The sequence below is a fragment of the Amycolatopsis rifamycinica genome, from assembly GCF_000695625.1.
Classification (GTDB): Bacteria; Actinomycetota; Actinomycetes; order Mycobacteriales; family Pseudonocardiaceae; genus Amycolatopsis; species Amycolatopsis rifamycinica.
This window is the reverse complement of sequence record NZ_JMQI01000006.1, coordinates 121031-137557: the sequence shown is the minus strand read 5'-3', so window position 1 is coordinate 137557 and position 16527 is coordinate 121031. Positions and strand designations below refer to the sequence as shown.

Genomic DNA, 16527 nt, shown 5'->3' with positions numbered 1-16527 from the left:
CTTGTCGGGTGAAACTCAGCGCTCGGACATCGGGACGTAGTCCCGGGTCCCGTAGCCGGTGTAGATCTGGCGCGGGCGGCCGATCTTGGTGGCCGGGTCGTTGATCATTTCGCGCCAGTGCGCGATCCAGCCCGGGAGCCGGCCCAGCGCGAACAGCACCGTGAAGAACTTCGTCGGGAAGCCCAGCGCCCGGTAGATCAGGCCGGTGTAGAAGTCCACGTTCGGGTACAGCTTCCGCTCGATGAAGTACTCGTCGGAAAGCGCCGTCTCCTCGAGCTTCTTGGCGATGTCGAGCAGCTGGTCGCCGCCCTTCAGCTTGCCGAGGATTTCGTCCGCGGTGTTCTTGATGATCTTCGCGCGCGGGTCGTAGTTCTTGTAGACCCGGTGCCCGAAGCCCATCAGCTTCACGCCCTTTTCCTTGTTCTTCACGCGCTCGACGAACTTGGCGACGTCGCCGCCGTCGCGCTGGATGCCCTCCAGCATGTCGAGCACCGCGGAGTTCGCACCGCCGTGCAGCGGGCCGAACAGGGCGTTGATGCCGGCCGAAATCGACGCGAACAGGTTCGCCTCGGACGAGCCGACCAGGCGCACGGTCGAGGTCGAGCAGTTCTGCTCGTGGTCGGCGTGCAGGATGAACAGCAGGTCGAGCGCCTTGGCGGCCTCGGGGTCGACCTCGTACGGCTCGGCCGGGAAGCCGAACGTCATCCGCAGGAAGTTCTCGACCAGGCCCAGCGAGTTGTCCGGGTACAGCAGCGGCTGGCCGACGGACTTCTTGTACGCGTACGCGGCCAGCGTCGGGAGCTTGGCCAGCAGCCGGACGGTGGACAGCTCCACGTTCGGCTCGTCGAACGGGTTGAGCGAATCCTGGTAGAAGGTCGACAGCGCCGACACCGCGCTGGACAGGACCGGCATCGGGTGGGCGTCGCGCGGGAAGCCGCTGAAGAACGCCTTCAGGTCCTCGTGGAGCAGCGTGTGCCGCTGGATCTTCTCGGTGAAGTCGGCCAGCTGGGCCTGGGTCGGCAGCTCGCCGTAGATCAGCAGGTAGGAGACCTCGATGAAGGTCGACTTCTCGGCCAGCTGCTCGATCGGGTACCCGCGGTACCGGAGGATGCCGGCGTCACCGTCGATGTAGGCGATGGCGGACGACGCGGCGCCGGTGTTGACGAACCCCGGGTCGTAGGTGATGTACCCCGTCTGCGCCAGCAGCTTCCCCAGTTCGATCCCGGGCGCGCCCTCGACCGGGTGGACGATCTTGAACTCGTGCTCGCCACTCGGCAGGGTCAGCTTCGCGGTTTCTCCGCCGGACTGCCCCGCAGTCGTCGCGTCGGACATGCAAGTCCCTCTCACGTTGGGCACGGGCCGGCGGCGCCTGTACGTTCCACAGGTAGCCACGTGTTCACGCGAGGAAACACTGGCGCCTCGCTGCACACCGCCCCGCTGGGGTATGAAGAATGCCCCTCAACGTTAGTCGAGAAACCCGCCTTCGCGCAGCGGTGACGTTGCTCCTGGGGGCCCCTTTGGGACCAGGTTCACACGGTGGCCGCCATGTCGGCGGACGTGGGCGGCTCGGCACCGCTGCGGGACACCGTGATCGACGCCGCCTTCGCCGCGAAGGTGAGGGCCTCGCGCCACGCGCCGGCGTCGAGGGAGGCCAGGTCGGTGGCCTCGCGGGTGTGCAACCAGGCCAGCAGCGCGCCGTGCACGGTGTCGCCCGCGCCGATGGTGTCCACGACGGTGACCTTCCGCGACGGCACGTGGGCCAGCTCACCTGCGGCGGTGATCACCGAGAGCCCGTCGGCGCCCCGGGTGAGCACCACGGCGTCCACACCGGACTCGATCCACGTCTTCGCGGCGGCGACCGGGTCGGCGCCTTCGGTGAGCCACGCGGCGTCGTCGTCGGAGATCTTCAGCAGCCGGACGTCCGGCAGCCAGGACGCGAACCGGGCCCGGTACGCGGCCGGATCGGTGATGAGCGCCTCGCGGATGTTGGGATCGAGCACGGTGAGCACGCCGCGGGCCGCTTCGCGCCGCAGCATCGCCTCGTACGCCGAGGCGCCCGGCTCGAGGACCATGCCGAGCGTGCCGAGTGAGAGCGCTGTCACATCGCCGTCCAGCGGGCCCGGGTCGGCGACCAGCCGGTCGGCGGTGCCCTCGACGTAGAAGGTGTAGCGCGCCGCGCCCTTCGCGTCGAGCGCCACGACGGCCAGCGTCGTCGGCTCGTCGCCGCGCTGCAGCAGCGAGGTGTCGACGGCCGAGGCGTGCAGCCGCTCGATCATCGCCTCGCCGAAGCGGTCGGTGGACACGCGCGACAGGAACGCCGCCGGCACGCCGAGCCGCCCGGCGGCCAGCGCGACGTTGTACGGGCCGCCGCCGAGCCGGGGCAGCAGCGCGCGCAGCCCACCGTCCACAGTGGAATCCAGGGGGTCGCCGGGAACCAGGTCGACCAGAGCTTCTCCGCCTACGACGATCACGCCGGGAGTTTAATTGACCCCGGCCTGACAATTCCTGTCCGCTATTTGTTCAACCCACCGAGCAGCAGTTCACCCAAAGCGGTGAACGCTTCGGCGTCGGACACGTCGGTCCGCTGGGCGAGCACGCCGGTCTGGATGCCTTCGATGATCAGCCCGGTCATCTCGGCCACCAGCCGGGCGTGGACGTCGCGGAACACCCCGTCGGCGACACCCTTGTCGATGAACTGGTGCAGCCGTTTCGCGGCGAACCGGCTGTTGAGCTGGTAGGCCTCCCGGGCCGGGCCGAACTCCGCGAGGTCGCGCATGAAGGCCGCGGACGCCCGGTTGAGGTGCTCGGCGACGCCCGCGAGGTACTCCCCGATGAGCTTGGGGGCGTCGTCGATGCCGGCGATGCGCTCCTCGATCCGTTCGGCGGCGCCCCGGAAGAACCCGGTGACGACCTTGACGGCGAGTTGCTCCTTGCTCGGCGCGAGCGCGTAGAGCGTCGACTTCGAGCAGCGCAGGCGGCCGGCGAGGTCGTCCAGCGTGAAGACGGCGAAACCCTCGGCCAGGAAGAGCGCCTCGAGCTCGCCGAGCAGCGCCTGCTGGCGCGCGGTCGGCCGTCGGCGGGGTTCGGGGCGCATGCGGCTCACTATCTCCTACGTCTTCCGGTCACCCCAGGCCTGTCGTACTGTACTCTGAACGAACCCACAGTACTGTTCTCAGTACTCCTGCATGCGGGCTTCGCCCGGCCGGGGGCTCCGCCACCCGGACCCCCGCAAGATGTGGTTTTGGAGGACAACGATGCCCGCCGAACGCCTGCTGCCTTCCCCGGAGGCCGAGGACCTGATCGCGCTGACCAGGGAGATCGCGCGCGACGAGCTCGCCCCGCGGGCGGCGGCGGCCGAGGAAGCGGAGCAGTTCCCCCGCGAGCAGTTCCGCCTGCTCGGGAAGTCCGGGCTGCTGGGCCTGCCGTACAGCGAGCGCTGGGGCGGCGGCAACGTGCCGTACGAGGTCTACCTGCAGGTCCTCGAGGAGATCGCGACCGCGTGGATGACCGTCGGCGTCGGTCTGTCGGTGCACACGATGTCCTGCTACGGGCTGGCGGAGTACGGCACCGGCGAGCAGCGCGACCGGTGGCTGCCGGACATGCTCGAAGGCTCGCTCCTGGGCGCGTACGCGCTCTCGGAGACGAACGCGGGCTCGGACGCGGCGGCCCTCTCGACGCGCGCGCGGCTCGACGGCCCGGACTACGTCGTCAACGGCACCAAGGCGTGGATCACCCACGCCGGAGTGGCGGACTTCTACACGACGATGGTCCGCACGGGTCCGGACGAGATCTCCTGCCTGCTGGTCGACGGGGCCACCGAAGGCCTGTCGGCGGCGCCCCGCGAACGGAAGATGGGCCTGACCGGCTCGCCGACCGCCCAGCTGATCTTCGAGAACGCGCGCGTCCCGGCCGAGCGGTTGCTGGGTGCGCCGGGAGCCGGGCTCCGCATCGCCCTGTCCTCGCTGAGCTCGGGCCGGCTGGGGATCGCGGCCTGCGCGGTGGGGCTGGCACAGGCGGCGCTGGACGAAGCGGTGGCGTACGCGAAGGGACGCTCGCAGTTCGGCCGCCCGATCATCGACTTCCAGGGCATCGAATTCCTGCTGGCGGACATGGCGGCGACGGTGGAGGCGTCCCGCGCGCTCTACCTGGACGCGGCCCGGCGCCGGGACCGCGGGATGCCGTTCCAGCGGCAGGCGTCGATCGCCAAGCTGGTGGCGACCGACGGCGCGATGAAGGTGACGACGGACGCCGTGCAGGTGCTCGGCGGGGCCGGGTACACGCGGGACTTCCCGGTCGAGCGGTACATGCGGGAGGCGAAGGTGCCGCAGATCTTCGAAGGGACGAACCAGATCCAGCGGCTCGTCATCGCGCGGGAGCTGAAGCAGGCGTAACCCGATCCAGCGGCCGATGTCGCATCCTCGCGACAGTTACCGTGACGCCATGCCCGGTCATCTGCTGACCGTCGAGGAGTACGCGGCCCTCGACGGCACCGGCTTCACGGAGCTGGTGGAAGGCCGCGTGGTGACCTCGCCCGGGTCCGGCCGCCGCCACGACGTGGCCGTGTGCCTGCTGGCCGCCCAGCTCGAACGGCAGCTGCCCGCCGGGCTGGCGTTCGTCGTCCGCAACGACCTGGACCTGTGTCTGGCGCCCCGCGGCGAACCCGGCTTCGCCCGGCGGCCGGACCTGCTGGTCGTCGGCCGGTCGGCGATCGCCCGCGGCGACGGCCTGTTCCGGGCCGACGAGGTGCTCATCGTCGCCGAGGTCGTGGCCCCGGACTCGAAGCGCACCGACTACCAGGTCAAGCACGATGAGTACGCGGACGCGGGCATCCCGCACTACTGGATCGTGGACACCGCCGGGCCGGTGTCGCTCGTCGCGTGCCGGGCCGGCGGCGCCGGCTACCTCGACGCGCCGGCGGTCACCGGGACGTTCACCACCGATGTCCCGTTCCCGGTCGAGCTCGACCTGGACGCGCTCCTCGGCTGATCGGGCAGCACGCCGGAACCGCCCGGTCACCGGCGTGCCACCCGAAACTCAGCGAGCCTCCCGGTAGCGGCGGTCCTTCGACACGCCTTCGCCCCGCGACTCGTCGAAGTGGTACACCTCGTCGCCCCGGACGAACACGCGCAGCGCGCGGTTCATCACGTCCAGCGGGTCGCCCGACCACAGCACGACGTCGGCGTCCAGACCCGGCTTCAGCGAGCCGATCTGCCCGTCGAGGTCCAGCATCGACGCCGGGTTGACGGTCAGCGACCGCAGCGCCGTCGCCGGGTCGAGGCCGTCCTTCACCGCCAGGGCCGCCTGGTAGACGAGGAAGTTGATCGGGATCACCGGGTGGTCGGTGGTGATCGCGATCTTGACACCCGCGCGGGCCAGGATGCCGGCCGAGCGCAGCGTGCGGTTGCGCAGCTCGACCTTGGACTTCGTGGTGAACAGCGGGCCGAGGATGACCGGGACGTTCCGCTCGGCCAGCAGGTCGGCGATCAGGTGGCCTTCGGTGCCGTGGTTGATCACCAGCTTGTAGCCGAACTCGTCGGCCAGCCGGATCGCGGTCACGATGTCGTCCGCGCGGTGGACGTGCTGGTCCCAGAACAGCTCGCCGTCGAGGACCTTCGCGAGCGTCTCCAGCGTCAGGTCGACCTCGTGCGGCTTGCCCTCGGACTCCGCGTGCGCGCGCTTCGCCTGGTAGTTGCGGGCCTTGGTGAAGGCCTCGCGCAGGATCGCCGCGACGCCCAGGCGCGTCGACGGCGTCTGCTTCTTGTCGCCGTACACGCGCTTCGGGTTCTCGCCGAGCGCGCTCTTCACGCTGACGTGCTCCGCGAACGTCATGTCCAGGATGCTGCGGCCCCAGGTCTTGACGCCGATGGTCTGACCGCCGATGGGGTTGCCGGAGCCGGGCTTGATGACGACGCTCGTGACGCCGCCGGCGAGCGCGTCGTCGAAGCCGGGTTCGTACGGGTCGATACCGTCGACGGCGCGGAAGCGGGCGCCGTTCGGGTCGGTCATCTCGTTGGTGTCGTTGCCGGCCCAGCCTTCGCCGTCCTCGTGGACGCCGAGGTGGGCGTGGGCGTCGATGAAGCCGGGCAGCACCCAGGTGCCGGCCGCGTCGACCAGTTCGGCGTCCTCCGGGATGTCGACGTCGGCCTCGGTGCCGACCGCGACGATCTTGCCGCCGTCGATCAGGACCGTGCCGCCCTCGATGGGATCACCGTCGATGGGGACGACGTAGCCCCCGACAATTGCCTTCGCCATAGTTCGCCACGCTAACGAACTCACCCGGGGACGCGCACGCGGGTCTTCTCCAAGTGCACGAGCTCGTGGTTGTTCTCGGGCGTCCGGTGCGTCTCGCGGTAGCCGTGCTTGGCGTACAGGTGCAACGGCCCCGCGCTCTTCGAGCCGGTGAAGAGCCGGAACAGCGTCACCTCGGCCGGGGCCGCGGACTCCGCGAACCGCAGGAGCCCGCCGCCCAGCCCGGTGCCCTGCCGGTCCGGGGCGACGACCAGGCGGCCGATCACCCCGACCGGGCCGCGCACCGTCAGCCGCACCGACGCCACCAGGCGCCCGGCCTCCCGGATGCCCCAGGAGAGCCCGCCGAGGGCCAGCCGCGTCTCGTCGAGGGTTTCCAGCAGCGGTGGCAGGTCCAAGTCCCCGTGCGCGCGAGCCTCGGTGACGTACGCGGCGCGTTGCAGCGTCAGGACTTCGCCCGCGTCGGCGACGCCCAGGCGAAGCGGCGTCACCGGACTCGGATGCCCCAGCTGCCCGACCAGGACGCCGACGGCTCCAGCTCGATCAGGTCCGTGCCCGTGTTGAGCGCGTCGGCCGGGCAGGTCATCGGCTCGATCGCCACCGCCCGGCCGCGGCCGACCAGGTCGTCGGGGGTGAACACCTGGGCCCAGCGGAAGTCCGGGCCGGTCCAGACCAGCAGTTCCTGACCCTCGTGGCTCAGGACGACGTGGTGCCGGCCGTCCTCGGCCGCGGCGAGGCCGCCGAACGCCGTGTCCAGGTTGACGCCCGCCAGCACGCGGCCGGCGCGGAAGTCGTACTCCGTGCCCTCGACGTCCTGCTCCTCGGCGTACGGCATCTGCTCGTCGGGCCGGGACGGCCGGACCCGGCTCGCCGGCAGCGTCAGCGTCAGCTCGTCGGTCGGGACGTCGCCGATCCGGAAGTACGGGTGCGTCCCGACGCCGACGCCGATCGGCTGCTCGCCTTCGTTGCGGATTTCGTGGGTGACGGTCAGTTCGCGCGGCGAGACCTCGTAGGTCACCGTCGCGCGCAGCGGCACCGGCCAGCCGGGCTGCACCGCGACGTCGACGGCCAGGGTGACCGACGACTCGGCGTGCTCCAGCAGCTCCCACTCGAGGTGGCGGGTCAGGCCGTGGATGGCGTTGCCGCGCGCCTCCTCGGTGACCTCGAGCTGCTGGGTCTCCCCCTGGAACGTCCACTGCCCGCCCTTGGTGCGGTTCGGCCAGGGCAGCAGCACCTGCCCCGCGCCCATCGGGGGCTTCGCGTCCTCGGGGAATTCCTCGACGTACGGCACGCCGCCGACTTCGAAGGCGCGCAGCCCGGCACCGATTTCGGTGACGACGGCGCGCGCGTTGCCGCGGGTGATCTCGAACTGCTGACCGGTCGGGTTGCCCATGCGCACGACCTTACCGATTCGCGAAGTCACTAGACCGGTCGTCATAGTTTGCGCTACGGTCGGCCCATGGTTCGCCGCACCGACACGCGGCAGCGGATGCTCGACACCGCCGCCGACCTGTTCCAGACCCAGGGCTACCACGCCACCGGCCTCACCCAGCTGACGACGGCGGGTGGCGCGCCGAAGGGGTCGCTCTACTTCCACTTCCCCGGCGGCAAGGAACAGCTCGCCGCCGAAGCCGTCCGGCTTTCGAGCGAACGCACGGGCACGCTCCTCGAAACCATCCTGAACGACGCGCCCGATCCCGCCGCCGCGATCGATCGGGTCGTCGACGCGCTCGCGGGTTTCCTCACCGAATCGGACTTCCAGCGCGGCTGTCCACTCGCGACGGTGGCGCTCGACGCCGCCGCGTCGAGCGAACCGATCCGGGCGGCCTGCACGGACGGCTACTCGTCCTGGCACGGCATCCTCTCCGGATACCTCGCCGGCCGGGGGCTTTCCGACGGCGACGCGGACGAGCTGGCCACCGTCGTGCTCGCCGCGATCGAAGGCGGGCTGCTGCTGGCCCGCACCCGCCGTGACCTTGCGCCGCTGCGCGCCGTCGCCGCCCACCTGCACACCACCCTCGACCGGGAGTTCTCCTGATGCGCGTCCACCACCTGAACTGCGGCACCATGCGCCCGCTCGGCGGCAAGCTGATCGACAGGCGGCCGGGCCTGTTCCGGCGCGCCACCATGGTCTGCCACTGCCTGCTGCTCGAGACCGGTACCGGCCTCGTGCTCGTCGAGACCGGCATGGGCACGCCGGCCGCGGTCGACCGGAACGCCTGGCTGGGCGCGGGGTTCGTCCGCCGGTCCAACCCGATCGCCGATCCCGCCCGGACCGCCGTCGCGCAGATCCGCGCGCTCGGGTTCGACCCGGCCGACGTCCGCGACATCGTGCTGACCCACCTCGACCTCGACCACGCGGGCGGCCTGATCGACTTCCCGTGGGCGCGCGTGCACGTCTACGCCGAGGAGCTGCGGGCGTTCACCGACCCGCGCGACGACGAACGCGGCCGCTACCGCCGGATCCAGTTCGCCCACGGTCCACAGTGGACGTCCTATGCGGACACCGGCGAGCCGTGGTTCGGCTTCGGCGCCGTCCGGCAGCTGGACGGCCTGCCGCCGGAGATCCTGCTGATCCCGCTGTCCGGGCACACGCGGGGGCACGCCGGGGTCGCCGTCGACACCGGCCACGGCTGGCTGCTCAACGCGGGCGACTCGTACTTCTTCCACGGCCAGGTCGCGGCCGCCCCGCACTGCCCGCCGGGCCTGAACTGGTTCGAGGGCCGCATGGAGACGGTCAAGGGCGCCCGGCTGGACAATCACCGCCGCCTGCGCCAGCTTGTTCAGGAGCACGGCGACGAGGTGAGCGTCTTCGCCGCGCACGACGAGACCGAATTCCTCCGGCTGAGCACCAGGAGCAGCGTATGAAGGTGCACCACCTGAACTGCGGATCGATGCGTCCGGCGGGCGGCAAGCTGCTCGACGGCGAGCCCGGCCTGCTGCGACGGGCGGAGCTGGTCGCGCACTGCCTGCTGATCGAGACCGGCGACAGCCTGGTGCTGGTCGACACCGGCTTCGGCGCCCAGGCCGTCGCCCGCCCGCGCGAGTGGCTCGGCGGGTTCTTCATGGCGGCGGTCGGCGCCCGGATCGAGGCGGCCGAGACGGCGGTCGCGCAGATCAGGGCACTCGGCCTCGACCCGGCCGACGTCCGGCACATCGTGGCCACGCACCTGGACGTCGACCACGCGGGCGGCCTGGCCGACTTCCCGAACGCCGTCGTGCACGTCCGGTCCGAGGAGCACCGCGCGGCGACGTCCCCGGCGAACGCGGCGGAGAAGAACCGCTACCGCGCGGCGCAGTTCGCGCACCGCCCGCTGTGGAGCACCTACGACGAGACGGGCGAGCCGTGGTTCGGCTTCGACGCGGTCCGGTCGCTGAAGGGCCTGCCGGAGGAGATCCTGCTGGTCCCGCTGACCGGCCACACGCGCGGCCACACGGGCGTAGCGGTCGACACGGGCAACGGCTGGCTCCTGCACGCCGGCGACGCGTACTTCTTCCACGGCCAGCTGAACCCGGTCGCCCCGCACTGCCCACCGGGCCTGACGGCGTTCCAGAACCTGGTCCAGACCCTGCGCGGCCCCCGGCTGGAGAACCTGGCGCGGCTGCACGAGCTGGCGCGCACCCACCAGGACGAGGTCACGGTGTTCTCGGCGCACAGCCCGGTCGAGCTGGCCGCACTGCGCCGGTGATCGACGGAACCGGATGATCCTCCGGCGACCGGAGGTTCGGCCGGGCCTGATCAGCCGGCGGCGAGGGCCTGCTTGACCAGCGGGGTGAGCTGCTCCGGCGTCATCTTCGCCGGACCGGTGTAGTTGACCAGCACCGGCGTGCCGGCCACCAGCTCGGCCGAGGCGAGGGTCGCCGTCTTCTGGCCGTCGACGTAGTAGACGGCGCCGTCCGGGAAGCCCGGGACGTCCTGTGCGCCCGGCTTCGCCTTCTTGATCGCCGCGAGCATCTCGGCGGGCTTGCCCTGCTTGCCCTCGTAGCGGGTCACCGCGAGCGCGCCGGCGGCCTTGCCGTCGTGCTGGTACTCGCAGCTGCGGGACTTGCCGCCGTTGGCCGCGTTGTCCTGGACCGGGCCCGGCACCGCCTTGAGGTTGTCGAGGAACAGCGCCTTCGACACGGCGTCGGCGGGCAGCAGCTTGCACGGGTCGAGCGACGCCGCCGCGGCGTTCGGGCTCGGCGCCGGCTTCGGGGCCGCGGACGACGAAGGGGCCTTCGACGGTTCGTCTCCGGACGAGCAGGCGGTCAACGCGGCGAAAGCGACAAAAGCGACGGCTAGAGTGCGCATGTCCGCACCCTAGCCCGGACGGCCTACGCCGTGGGCGCCCGGTATCGCCAGAACGCCGGGAGCAGGAACATCGACGCGCACACCAGCACGATGACCAGCAGCCCGCCGGCGGTCGCCGCGACGGTGGTCCCGAAGGCGGCGGCGCCCCAGCCGTGGGTGAGGTCGGCGATCCGCGGGCCGCCGGCGACGACGACGGTGAAGACGCCCTGGAGCCGGCCGCGCATCTCGTCGGTGGTCGCGACCTGCAGGATCGCCATCCGGTAGACGGCGCTGACCATGTCCGCGGCACCGGCGAGCGCCATGAAGACGACGGCGAGCCAGAGCGAGTGCGCGAGCCCGAAGGCGGCCACCGCCGCACCCCACGCGCAGATCGCGACGACGACCGCGACGCCTTGGCGGTGGATGCGCGTCAGCCAGCCGGAGAAGAGCCCGATCAGCATCGCGCCCAGCGGCAGGGCGGCGTAGAGCCAGCCGAGCGCGGGACCACCGCCGGGCGGATCGCCGAAGGTGCGCTCGGCCATCTCCGGGATCAGCGCCCGCGGCATGCCGAAGACCATGGCGATGATGTCGACGACGAAGGAGGCCAGCAGGATTTTCTGCCCGGCGAGGTACCTGAAGCCGTCGGCGACGTCCCGCAGGCCGGCGCGGCGTGAGGGGCCGTTGAGCGGCGGGATCGACGGCAGCCGCCAGACGGCGACGAGCGTGATCGTGAGTGCGACGACATCGATCAGGTAGAGGGTCGAGAGGCCGAGGACGGGGATCAGCGCGCCGGCGAGCAGCGGCCCGAAGACGGCGCCGAAGGTGGACATGGTGCTGCTGAGGGCGTTGGCCGAGGGCAGCAGTTCGGCGGGTACGAGCCGCGCGACGACGGCACCGCGGGTGGGCATGTTGATGGCGAAGAAGGCCTGGTTGACGGCCAGCAGGCCGAGGACGAGCCAGACCGAGCCGAAGTGCGCGAAGGCTTGCAGCCAGAGCAGGGCGGAGGTGATCGCGACGCCGACGTTGGTGACGAAGAGCAGCTTCCGCCGGTCGACGGCATCGGCGACAGCGCCGCCCCAGAGCCCGAAGACGAGCAGCGGAACGAGGGCGACGAGCCCGGTGAGACCGACGTAGGCGGAGGACCCGGTGAGGTCGAAGACCTGCTTGGGCACGGCCACGGCGGTCAGCTGCGTGCCGACGGCGGTGACCACAGTGGACAGCCAGAGCCGCCGGAAGGCCGGGATCTTCAGCGGCCGCGTGTCGACGATGATGCGGCCGAGGACCTTGCGGAAGCCCGAGCGGGGCGGCAGGGTCCCCGGTTCACCAGTCACGACACATCAGCTTAGCTGGGCTAAGTATCCGGAGTCGCGTGATTTACGTCGCCGGCGAGCGCCCCAAGGTGGCCTTGGTCGCGTTCAACGCGCCGCAGGCCACTTCGGGGCGATCGGGCCTCAGGGAGCGACGCGCTCGATGTGCCACCCGTCGTCGTTGCGCACGAACCGCAGCCGGTCGTGCATGCGGTCCTCGCGGCCCTGCCAGAACTCGACCATGTCCGGGCGGATCCGCCAGCCACCCCAGTGCGGGGGCGCGGGGATCTGCTCGACGTCCGCGAAGCGCCGCTCGATGCCGTGCAGCGCGTTGTCCAGCGCGCGGCGGCCGTCCACCACGCGGGACTGCGGGGACGCCCACGCACCCAGCTGGGAGCCGCGGGGACGCTGGGCCCAGTACTCCGCCGTCTCCTTGACGCCGACCTTCTCGACCTCGCCGCGGACGTGGACCTGGCGGTGCAGCGCGTACCAGGGGAACGTCACCGACGCGTACCGGGTCGCCGTCAAGTCGTGGCTCTTCGTGGACGTGTAGTTCGTGTAGAACACCACGCCCCGGTCGTCGAGGCCCTTGCACAGGACCGTCCGGGACGACGGGCGGCCTTCGGCGTCCGCGGTCGCCAGCACCATCGCGTTCGGTTCGGGGATGCCGGCGGCCACGGCCTGGTTCAGCCAGCCCTGCAGCTGGTCGGTCCAGGTGGCCGCCAGCGCGGATTCGTCGAACGCCGCGCCGTCGTAGGCGACGCGCATTCCCGGCAGGCGCACTACGGCGTCTTCCACCTGGTCCTCGATCTCCGGCATCATCGCCAAACCTCCGTACCCGGTCGGGGCAGCTGTCACTTCGGCTCCTGCGCACGTTAGGGCTTCGCGCGCGGGAGCGGAACCCACTGAACGGTGACACCCGCCACCCCCGTTCCGCCATCAGCCCGTAACCGCTGGACAACAAGCTGTAACCCCCGCGTTACCGGCCGGACCAGGATCGATACAGGAAACGCCTACCTTCGGCCCGTTCCCCACCACCCCGGAGGCAGGCATGACCGAGACCCTGTCCAACGCAGCAGAGAGCGCCCCGCCGAAACGCCGCTACGCCCCGCTCGCGGCGAACGAAAACCGCGAAGACTACTCACTGCGCTTCGCCGCTCATTCGTTCCGGAAATGGTCCCCGTTCGTCGTCGCGACGACGGCGCTGGGCGGCATCGCCTACCTCGCCGACTTCGCCATCGGCGCCAGCATCGTCCTCTCCTACGGCTTCACCTCCGGCGTGCTGGCGATCCTCGCCGCGGCCGTCGTCATCTTCGTGACCGGCGTGCCCATCGCGGCCGCCTGCGCGAAGTCCGGAGTGGACATGGACCTGCTGACCCGGGGAGCCGGCTTCGGCTACTTCGGGTCGACGCTGACGTCGCTCGTGTACGCGAGCTTCACCGTCATCTTCTTCTCGCTCGAAGGCTCGATCATGGGGCAGGCGTTCGAGCTCGCCCTCGGCATCCCGCTGCCCATCGGCTACCTCCTCGCCACGCTGATCGTGCTGCCCTTCGCGCTGTACGGCATGGGCGCGGTCGCGAAGATGCAGACCTGGACGCAGCCGCTGTGGATCGCCGGGCTGGTGCTGCCGTTCGTCGTCGTGCTGGTCCGGGAGCCCGGCAAGTTCGCCGAGTTCACCCACTTCGGGGGGACCGAGGGCGCCGGCGCCGGCTTCTCCGCGATCGGGTTCGGCTTTGGCATGGGCGTCGCGCTGTCGCTGATCGGGCAGATCGGCGAACAGGCCGACTACCTGCGGTTCATGCCCGAGAAGACGGCGGAGAACAAGCGGCCGTGGTGGGCCGCGGTGCTCGCCGCGGGGCCCGGCTGGGTCATCCTCGGCGCCGCGAAGCAGATCGGCGGCGCGCTGCTGGCGTTCCTCGCGCTCGGCGTCGTCGGGAAGACGCACGCGCTGGAGCCGATCGCGCCGTACCTCGAAGCGGTGAAGCCGGCGCTCGGGCCGGTGGCGCTGACGTTCGCCGCGCTGTTCGTGGTCGTCTCGCAGATCAAGATCAACACCACGAACGCCTACTCCGGCTCGCTGTCGTTCGCGAACTTCTTCTCCCGCGTGCTGCACAAGCACCCCGGCCGCGTCTGGTACGTGCTGGTCAACTGCGGGATCGCGCTCGCGCTGATGGAGTTCGGCGCGTTCGGCTTCCTGAACAAGATCCTCGGCTTCTACTCCAACGTCGCCATCGCGTGGATCGGCGCCGTCTGCGCCGACCTGGTGATCGCGAAGCCGCTGGGCCTCTCGCCCCGCTACATCGAGTTCAAGCGGGCCTACCTGCACAAGATCAACCCGGTCGGGTTCGGCTCGATGGTGGTCGCCTCGGCGGTGTCGATCGTGGCGTACTTCGGCGCGTTCGGGCCGTTCCTGGCCGCGTTCAGCCCGCTGCTCGCGCTGGTCATCGCGGTCGTGCTGGTGCCGGTGCTCGCCGTGGCGACGCGCGGCCGGTACTACCTGGCGCGGCCGAACACGGTCGCCGGGCCCGGCACCGACGTCGACCTGCGCGCGACGCACACCTGCTCGGCCTGCGGCGACCCGTACGAACTGCCGGACGTCGCCGACTGCGCGAAGCAGGACGGCCCGATCTGCTCGCTGTGCTGCACGCTCGACAACACCTGCCACGACGTGTGCCAGACGACCGGTCCGGTCGCGCTCGGCCTGCCGGCGGTCCGGACGCCGTGACCTCCATGAAGGTCCTTTCCCGGCCTCAGCGGCCGGGAAAGGACCTTCACGTTCGCCGGGCTCCCCCCTGCTCCCCTGCCCGGCTTGACCGTTCCACGCCGGAAGGCCCGCCGAGGTTGCCCGGGATCGCCAAGATTTTCGCGGGCCGCATGATGGCCGCCAGCATCAGCGCGCGCAGCTCCGCGCCGACGTCCTCCACCGGCAGCGGCGGCTCGTGCGCCTGCCACTCGCGCAGCAGGCCGGTGGCCGCGCCGACCAGGGCGATGGCCGTCAGCCGGTAATCGCGGTCGGGTGCGGCGCCGTGCTCGGCCGCGCGCCGGGCCTCCGTCTCGATGAAGGTCGCCCAGCGGTCGACCCACACCTGGTGCTGCTCCTCCAGCTCCGCGCTGACGCCGACGGCTTCGACGTAGTTGAGCCGCGGCAGCCGGGGGTCGACGGTGACCGTGTCGATGAAGACGTCGAGCAGCGTGGCGATGCGGGTCACGGCGTCGGCCTCGGCGACCTTGTCGAGCGCGGCGGTCACGTGCTCCAGCGCGAGGCTGTTGATCCGGTCGTGGAGGGTGCGCAGCACGTCCTCCTTGCCGGTGAACTCCTCGTAGAAGTTCCGCGTGGACACCCCCGCCCGGGCGCACACCTCGGTGATCTTCGTCTGCCGGAACCCGGTCGTGGTGAACAGCTCGAGCCCGGCCGTGAGCAGCCGCTCGCGGCGGTCGGCGCGACGTTGTTCGGGTGCGACGCCGCCGTACGTGCGAGCCAACGGGTGTCTCCTCCTTCTGAGGGATTGCCGGATCCTACCGGCCTGGCTAAATTGTGAAAACCTCGATTACCACACAACCGGAGGCAATGATGCTTCGTCGGTTACTGGTCGCCGTCGCGCTCCTTTTCGTGACAGCCGCCCCCTCGGCGCACGCGGATCCGGGTGTCCTGTTGGAGCAGCAGCCGGCGACGGTGTTCGTCGGCCCGTTCCCGGCACCCGTCAAGGCCTGGCACCTGCGCTACCGCTCGACGTCGGCGACCGGCGAGCCGAACGCCGTCTCCGGAACCCTGCTGGTGCCGCCGGCGCCGTGGCCGCACGGCGGCCCGCGGCCGCTGATCACGTACGCGGTCGGCACGCACGGCCTCGGCGACCAGTGCGCCCCCTCGAACCTCCTGGCCCACGGCATCGAGAACGAAAGCGCGTTGCTGGCGCAGGCGTTGGCGCAGGGCTGGGCCGTCGTGGTCACCGACTACGAAGGACTCGGCACCCCGGGAACGCACACGTACGCGGTCGGGCAGTCCGAAGGCCGCGCGGTGCTCGACGCGGCGCGGGCCGCTTCCCGGGTGACCGGCGCGGGGCTGTCCCCCGCCGGCCCGGTGGGCGTGTTCGGCTACTCGCAGGGCGGCCAGGCCGCGGCGTGGGCGGCCGAGTTGCAGGCCACCTACGCGCCTTCGCTGAACGTGGTCGGCGTCGCGGCCGGCGGGGTCCCGGCGGACCTGAACGCGGTGTTCGCGTCCAACGACGGCGGCGCCGCGTTCGGCCTGGTCCTCGGCGCGGCCACCGGCTTCGCGGCGGCGTACCCGGACGTGCCGTTCGAGTCGATCCTGAACGACCGCGGCCGCGAAGCGGTGGCCCGGGTGTCGAAGGCGTGCACGGTCGAACTGGGCGCGGCGGCGCCGTTCGCGCACCTGCGGGACTTCGTGACGGTGCCGGACCCGATCCACGAGCCGCACTGGCAGACCCGCCTGGCCGAGAACTACCTGGGCACGACGGCACCGAAGCCGCCGGTGTACCTGTACCACGGGACGCTGGACGAGCTGATCCCGTTCAGCGTCGGAACGGCGTTGCGCGACCGCTGGAAGTCCCTCGGCGCGAAGGTGACGTGGCAGGAGTTCCCGCTGCTGGAGCACATCGGCGGGGTGTCGATCGGCGGCCCGGCGGCGATGACCTGGCTGGGCACGAAGTTCTGAGAACTGTCGGTGGCCCCCGGTAGCGTGGAAAA

17 protein-coding genes are annotated in these 16527 nt (G+C 71.1%); 7 read left to right on the top strand and 10 right to left on the bottom strand.

Annotated features, from left to right (window positions below; all coding sequences use genetic code 11):
• Window positions 1-15: 15 nt before the first annotated feature.
• The 3 genes from DV20_RS03865 to DV20_RS03855 form a co-directional block, all read right to left on the bottom strand.
• Window positions 16-1332 (bottom strand): citrate synthase, encoded by a 1317-nt coding sequence (locus DV20_RS03865; protein ID WP_084093302.1) that lies wholly within the window; start codon window positions 1330-1332, stop codon window positions 16-18.
• Window positions 1333-1529: 197 nt separating this feature from the next.
• On the bottom strand, window positions 1530-2471 hold the full coding sequence (locus DV20_RS03860) for a carbohydrate kinase family protein (protein ID WP_043776461.1): 942 nt from the start codon (window positions 2469-2471) through the stop codon (window positions 1530-1532).
• Window positions 2472-2512: 41 nt separating this feature from the next.
• Window positions 2513-3094: a TetR/AcrR family transcriptional regulator gene (locus DV20_RS03855; RefSeq protein ID WP_043776460.1), complete on the bottom strand. Its 582-nt coding sequence runs from the start codon at window positions 3092-3094 to the stop codon at window positions 2513-2515.
• Between the two features lie 160 nt (window positions 3095-3254).
• Between DV20_RS03855 and DV20_RS03850 the strand changes: the two genes are divergently transcribed.
• Window positions 3255-4391, top strand: coding sequence for an acyl-CoA dehydrogenase family protein (locus tag DV20_RS03850; protein ID WP_043776459.1), 1137 nt, complete (start codon window positions 3255-3257; stop codon window positions 4389-4391).
• Between the two features lie 49 nt (window positions 4392-4440).
• The gene (locus tag DV20_RS03845) at window positions 4441-4986 is read left to right on the top strand and encodes a Uma2 family endonuclease (RefSeq protein ID WP_043776458.1); all 546 of its coding nucleotides are present in this window, start codon (window positions 4441-4443) and stop codon (window positions 4984-4986) included.
• A 48-nt stretch (window positions 4987-5034) separates the two neighbouring features.
• Here the strand turns inward: DV20_RS03845 and DV20_RS03840 are convergent, their stop codons facing one another.
• From DV20_RS03840 to DV20_RS03830, 3 genes are read right to left on the bottom strand one after another with little or no spacing between them, the layout of a single operon-like run.
• Window positions 5035-6252, bottom strand: coding sequence for an amidohydrolase (locus DV20_RS03840; RefSeq protein WP_043776457.1), 1218 nt, complete (start codon window positions 6250-6252; stop codon window positions 5035-5037).
• A gap of 20 nt (window positions 6253-6272) precedes the next feature.
• Window positions 6273-6767: a GNAT family N-acetyltransferase gene (locus DV20_RS03835; protein ID WP_043776488.1), complete on the bottom strand. Its 495-nt coding sequence runs from the start codon at window positions 6765-6767 to the stop codon at window positions 6273-6275.
• A complete protein-coding gene (locus tag DV20_RS03830) occupies window positions 6734-7639 on the bottom strand; it encodes an aldose 1-epimerase family protein (protein ID WP_043776456.1) in 906 nt (301 codons plus the stop codon). The genes DV20_RS03835 and DV20_RS03830 overlap by 34 nt, the downstream gene beginning before the upstream one ends.
• Window positions 7640-7705: 66 nt before the next feature.
• Between DV20_RS03830 and DV20_RS03825 the strand changes: the two genes are divergently transcribed.
• The 3 genes from DV20_RS03825 to DV20_RS03815 are packed head-to-tail and all read left to right on the top strand — an operon-like array spanning window position 7706 to window position 9935.
• Window positions 7706-8284, top strand: coding sequence for a TetR/AcrR family transcriptional regulator (locus DV20_RS03825; RefSeq protein ID WP_043776455.1), 579 nt, complete (start codon window positions 7706-7708; stop codon window positions 8282-8284).
• On the top strand, window positions 8284-9114 hold the full coding sequence (locus DV20_RS03820; protein WP_043776454.1) for an MBL fold metallo-hydrolase: 831 nt from the start codon (window positions 8284-8286) through the stop codon (window positions 9112-9114). Before DV20_RS03825 ends, DV20_RS03820 begins: the two co-directional genes overlap by 1 nt.
• Window positions 9111-9935, top strand: coding sequence for an MBL fold metallo-hydrolase (locus tag DV20_RS03815; RefSeq protein ID WP_043776453.1), 825 nt, complete (start codon window positions 9111-9113; stop codon window positions 9933-9935). Before DV20_RS03820 ends, DV20_RS03815 begins: the two co-directional genes overlap by 4 nt.
• 50 nt (window positions 9936-9985) lie before the next feature.
• Here the strand turns inward: DV20_RS03815 and DV20_RS03810 are convergent, their stop codons facing one another.
• The 3 genes from DV20_RS03810 to pdxH all read right to left on the bottom strand — a co-directional run bounded on the left by DV20_RS03810 (window position 9986) and on the right by pdxH (window position 12645).
• Window positions 9986-10537, bottom strand: a complete 552-nt coding sequence (locus tag DV20_RS03810; RefSeq protein WP_043776452.1) for a DUF3558 family protein — start codon at window positions 10535-10537, stop codon at window positions 9986-9988.
• Window positions 10538-10560: 23 nt separating this feature from the next.
• Window positions 10561-11826, bottom strand: a complete 1266-nt coding sequence (locus DV20_RS03805) for an MFS transporter (RefSeq protein ID WP_043776487.1) — start codon at window positions 11824-11826, stop codon at window positions 10561-10563.
• Window positions 11827-11967: 141 nt separating this feature from the next.
• Entirely contained in the window at window positions 11968-12645 is a 678-nt protein-coding gene (gene pdxH / locus DV20_RS03800) for a pyridoxamine 5'-phosphate oxidase (RefSeq protein ID WP_043776451.1), read from the bottom strand.
• 229 nt (window positions 12646-12874) lie between these two features.
• Here pdxH and DV20_RS03795 point away from each other — a divergent pair, with 229 nt between their 5' ends.
• Window positions 12875-14548: a purine-cytosine permease family protein gene (locus DV20_RS03795; RefSeq protein ID WP_043776450.1), complete on the top strand. Its 1674-nt coding sequence runs from the start codon at window positions 12875-12877 to the stop codon at window positions 14546-14548.
• Between the two features lie 46 nt (window positions 14549-14594).
• Here DV20_RS03795 and DV20_RS03790 read toward each other — a convergent pair whose 3' ends face one another.
• A complete protein-coding gene (locus tag DV20_RS03790; protein WP_043776449.1) occupies window positions 14595-15305 on the bottom strand; it encodes a TetR/AcrR family transcriptional regulator in 711 nt (236 codons plus the stop codon).
• An 89-nt stretch (window positions 15306-15394) separates the two neighbouring features.
• Here DV20_RS03790 and DV20_RS03785 point away from each other — a divergent pair, with 89 nt between their 5' ends.
• Window positions 15395-16495 (top strand): lipase family protein, encoded by a 1101-nt coding sequence (locus tag DV20_RS03785; protein ID WP_043776448.1) that lies wholly within the window; start codon window positions 15395-15397, stop codon window positions 16493-16495.
• Window positions 16496-16527: the final 32 nt, after the last annotated feature.